The organism is Tardiphaga sp. (assembly GCF_025356345.1).
Taxonomy (GTDB): Bacteria; Pseudomonadota; Alphaproteobacteria; order Rhizobiales; family Xanthobacteraceae; genus Tardiphaga.
The window spans coordinates 1-4,590 of record NZ_JANXTC010000065.1 but is presented as its reverse complement, the minus strand read 5'-3'; the positions used below and the strand labels follow the sequence as shown (position 1 = coordinate 4,590).

Genomic DNA, 4,590 nt, shown 5'->3' with positions numbered 1-4,590 from the left:
CAATGTGCATCGTGGCCGCATGGACGTCTGGACCGGCTTTTACGAAAAACTGTTCAACTTCCGCCAGATTCGCTTCTTCGACATCGAGGGCCGTGCCTCCGGCCTGTTTTCACGCGCATTGACCAGTCCGGACGGCAAGATACGGATTCCGATCAACGAGGATGCCGGCGATGCCGGCCAGATCGAGGAATATCTGAATATCTATCGTGGCGAGGGCATCCAGCACATCGCCTGTGGCGCGCAGGATATCTACCAGACTGTGGAACGACTGCGCGTTGATGGCCTGACTTTCATGCCGGCGCCGCCGCAAACCTATTTCGACAAGATCGATGCGCGGTTGCCGCATCATGGCGAGGACGTCGCCAGGCTGAAGCGCGACGGCATTCTGATCGATGGCGAGGGCGTAGTGGCGGGCGGCGAGACCAAGGTGCTGCTGCAGCTGTTCTCCGCCAATGCGATCGGGCCGATTTTCTTCGAGTTCATCCAGCGCAAGGGCGATGACGGTTTTGGTGAGGGCAATTTCAAAGCGCTGTTCGAATCGATCGAGGAAGATCAGCTCCGCCGCGGCGTGCTGCGGCTGAAGGGCGCGGCGTAGCAGTCCGCGGAACAGCCTTGCCGCTTGAAGGCGGCTATGACGTCCACCCCTTCACCACCTCAGCCAATTCAGCCGTTACCGGCGCGCGCGCGAGGGACGGGGTGCGGGAAAAGCGGGGCGCCGGGGCGGGCTGGGTGTGGCCCTCGTGCTGGATGAAGACTTCGCGCGCCATCATGTGCGGATGCTGCCCTGCCTCCGACATGGTGAGGACCGGCGCAAAGCAGACGTCGGTGCCTTCCATGATCGACGACCACTGGTCGCGGCTCCTGGTCCTGAACACAGCCGTCAGTTTCTGTTTCAGCGCCGGCCAGTTCGCAGGATCCATGTGGTTGTCATAGCAGGCATCACCAAGCCCGGCGAGGTCGCGCAGCTGCGCGTAGAATTGCGGCTCGATCGATCCGATCGAGATGAAACCGCCGCAGCTACATTCATAGACGCCGTAGAAATGCGCGCCGCCGTCGAGCATGTTGCGCTCGCGGCCTTCCTTCCAGCGCCCCGATGCCGTCATGTCGAAGAACATGGTCATCAGCGACGCCGCGCCGTCACACATCGCCGCGTCCACCACCTGGCCGTGGCCGGAACGGCCGGCTTCCAGCAGCGCCGCCAGCAGGCCCATTATCAGATACATCGAGCCGCCGCCAAAATCGCCCACCAGGTTGAGCGGCGGCACAGGTTTGTCGGCGCCTCCAATCGCAGCCAGCGCACCGGTGATCGAAATGTAGTTGATGTCATGCCCCGCGGCCTGCGCCAGCGGACCATTCTGGCCCCAGCCGGTCATGCGGCCATAGACCAGCTTTGGATTGCGGGCGTGGACGGCATCGGGGCCGAGCCCGAGCCGCTCCATCACGCCGGGACGAAATCCTTCGATCAGCGCATCGGCGCCGTCGAGCAGTGCCAGAACCTGCGCGATGCTGGCCTCATCCTTGAGATCGACCGCGATGATGGTGCGGCCGCGCGCCGCCGCGCCCTTTGGCGTCTGCTTTGGCCGCACCAGCGTGATCACCTCGGCGCCCATATCCGCCAGCAGCATGGCGGCGAACGGGCCGGGCCCGATGCCGGCGAATTCGACGATGCGGATGCCTTTCAGCGGGCCGCTCCGGGCTTTCCCCGTCGCGGAAGTCGGGGCGTGGGCGGTGGTTGTATCCTGCACGTGGCGTTTCCCTTGTCGTCGCCGGAGGCGAGCCTATTGTTGGGGAAACTGTCTATGCGGATGTCCGCGAGGGCAAGGCCGCAATCGCGCATGCGGCCATGCGCGGCATCTTCACGGGCTACCCCGCTTCCGCCACCGCGCGCTGTGCCATCACCTTGATCAGATTGGCGCGGTATTCGGAGGAGCCGTGGATATCGCCCATCATCCCTTCGGCGGAAATCGACACGCTGTCGATCGCCTGCGGCGACCAGTTCGCGGTCAGCGCCGCCTCGATGGAAGGCACCCGCATCACGCCGTTCTGCGATGCGCCGGTGGCGGCGACGCGGACCTCGCCCGCCTTCGTCTTCGCGACGAACACGCCGGTCAGCGCGAAGCGCGAGGCCGGATGCCGCATCTTCGAATAGGCCGCCTTGGCTGGAATCGGGAACGACACCGCGGTGATGATCTCGTTGTCTTCCAGCGCCGTGGAGAACAGGCCCTTGAAGAATTCGTCCGCGGGTATCAGCCGCTTGTTGGTCAGCACCGTGCCGCCCAGCGCCAGCACCGCGGCGGGATAGTCGGCCGCCGGATCATTATTGGCCAGCGATCCGCCAATCGTGCCTCGGTAGCGCACATGGGGATCACCGAGCACCGAGGTCAAGTGCACGATCGCCGGGATTGCGCGTTTCGCAGCCGCGCTCTGTGTGATGTCGTAATAGGTCGTGGCCGCCTTGATGATCAGTGTGTCCGCGGTGGCCTCGATCCCGATCAGCTCCTTGATGCGGCCGATATCGATGACGTCGCTGGGCGCCGCTAGCCGCACCTTCATCACCGGGATCAGCGTGTGGCCGCCGGCAAGATATTTGGCTTCGGTACCGCGGGCGAACATCGATACCGCTTCGTCGACGCTGCCCGGGCGGTGGTAGGTTGTCTCGTACATGGCAAATCTCCTCAAGAGACCAAATTCTTGTTTATGCTCCAACCCATCCCCGTCATTGCGAGGAGCGAAGCGACGCGGCAATCCAGTCCTTCTTCGGCTTTGCTGGATTGCTTCGTCGCAAGGGCTCCTCGCAATGACGGGGAGGGGTCGTACTATTCCGCCGCCTGTTGCAACTGGATCGCCTCCCACACCCGTCCGGGCGTCGCCGGCATCTCGATCCGGTTATGGCCGATCGCATCCGTAATGGCGTTGATGACCGCCGGCGAGGAGCCGATCGCGCCGGCCTCGCCACAGCCCTTGACGCCCAGCGGATTGCCGGGACACAAAGTCGTGGTGTGGCTGAGCTTGAACGAGGGCACGTCGTCGGCGCGTGGCATCGCGTAGTCCATGAACGAGGCCGTCACCGGCTGGCCGTCATCATTATAGATCGCGCTCTCCAGCAGCGCCTGGCCGATGCCCTGGGTCAGGCCGCCATGGACCTGGCCCTCGACGATCATCGGATTGATCAGCCGGCCGAAATCATCCACCGCGACGAACTCGATAATCACCGTCTTGCCGGTGCCGGGGTCGATCTCGACCTCGCAGATATAGGTGCCGGCCGGGAAGGTGAAGTTGGTGGGATCGTAGAACGCGCCTTCCTTGAGGCCTGGCTCCATGCCGTCCGGGAGATTGTGCGCGGTGTAGGCGGCGAGCGCGACCATCGCCAGCGCGATCGACTTGTCGGTGCCGGTCACCTTGAACTCGCCATTCTCGATGATGATGTCCTCCTCCGCGGCTTCGAGCTGGTGCGCGGCGATCTTCTTGGCCTTGGCCTCGATTTTTTCCATCGCCTTGAAGATCGCGGACATGCCGACCGCCGCTGAGCGCGAGCCATAGGTGCCCATGCCGAATTGCACCTTGTCAGTGTCGCCGTGCACGATCTGGACCTGGTCGACGGAGATTCCGAGCCGGCCGGCGACGAGCTGCGCGAAGGTGGTCTCGTGGCCCTGGCCGTGGCTGTGCGATCCCGTCAGCACCTCGATGGTGCCGACCGGATTGACCCGCACCTCGGCGGATTCCCACAGGCCGACGCCGGCGCCAAGCGAGCCCACGGCGGCGGACGGCGCGATGCCGCAGGCCTCGATATAGCAGGAGAAACCGATGCCGCGCAGTTTACCGTCCGCTTTGGCCTTCGCTTTCCGCGCTGGAAAGCCGGCATAGTCGATCGCCTTCAGCGCGGCATCCAGCGAGGCGCCGAAATCGCCGACGTCATAGGCCATGATCACCGGGGTCTGGTGCGGGAAGCTGGTAATGAAGTTGGTGCGCCTGAGTTCAGCAGGGTCGAGTTTGAGCTGTCGCGCCGCGGTTTCCATTAACCGTTCGAGCAGATAGCTCGCCTCCGGCCGTCCGGCGCCGCGATAGGCGTCGACCGGCGTGGTGTTGGTGTAGACGCCCATCACCTCGGCATAGATCGCCGGGATATTGTACTGGCCGGACAGCAGCGTGGCGTAGAGATAGGTCGGCACCGAGGACGAGAACAGCGACATGTAGGCGCCGAAATTGGCGTGGGTCTTGACCCGCAAGGCAAGGATCTTGTTGTTGGCGTCGAACGCCATCTCGGCATGCGAGACGTGATCGCGGCCATGCGCGTCGGTGAGGAAGGCCTCGGAGCGGTCACCGGTCCACTTCACTGGGCGGCGCACTTTCTTCGACGCCCACAGCGCCACCATCTCTTCCGGGTAGATGAAGATTTTTGAGCCGAAGCCGCCGCCGACATCGGGCGCCACCACCCGCAGCTTGTGTTCCTGCGCGATATTGTAGAACGCCGACAATACCAGCCGGGCGACATGCGGATTTTGCGACGTCGTGTGCAGCGTAAAATGCTCTTCGGCGTCGTTGTATTCGGCGATCGCCGCGCGCGGCTCCATCGCATTAGGCACCAGACGA

4 protein-coding genes are annotated in these 4,590 nt (G+C 63.9%); 1 reads left to right on the top strand and 3 read right to left on the bottom strand.

The features are described 5' to 3' along the window. A partial coding sequence (locus tag Q0S16_RS03650; RefSeq protein ID WP_295845178.1) for a VOC family protein occupies nucleotides 1–595 on the top strand: 595 nt, incomplete at its 5' end. 34 nt (nucleotides 596–629) lie between these two features. On the opposite strand, the gene Q0S16_RS03645 is transcribed toward Q0S16_RS03650, so the two are convergent. From Q0S16_RS03645 to Q0S16_RS03635, 3 genes are all read right to left on the bottom strand, one after another. Beyond that, on the bottom strand, nucleotides 630–1,745 hold the full coding sequence (locus tag Q0S16_RS03645) for a CaiB/BaiF CoA-transferase family protein (protein WP_295845175.1): 1,116 nt from the start codon (nucleotides 1,743–1,745) through the stop codon (nucleotides 630–632). A 118-nt stretch (nucleotides 1,746–1,863) separates the two neighbouring features. After that, the gene (locus Q0S16_RS03640; RefSeq protein WP_295845172.1) at nucleotides 1,864–2,664 is read right to left on the bottom strand and encodes a xanthine dehydrogenase family protein subunit M; all 801 of its coding nucleotides are present in this window, start codon (nucleotides 2,662–2,664) and stop codon (nucleotides 1,864–1,866) included. A 152-nt stretch (nucleotides 2,665–2,816) separates the two neighbouring features. Further along, nucleotides 2,817–4,590 (bottom strand): molybdopterin cofactor-binding domain-containing protein (locus Q0S16_RS03635; RefSeq protein ID WP_295845169.1); only part of this gene is annotated, 1,774 nt, incomplete at its 5' end.

Excerpts from the sequence above, each read along its gene's own strand:
- Q0S16_RS03640 (WP_295845172.1), bottom strand. The coding sequence starts at position 2,664 with ATGTACGAGACAACCTACCACCGCCCGGGCAGCGTCGACGAAGCGGTA.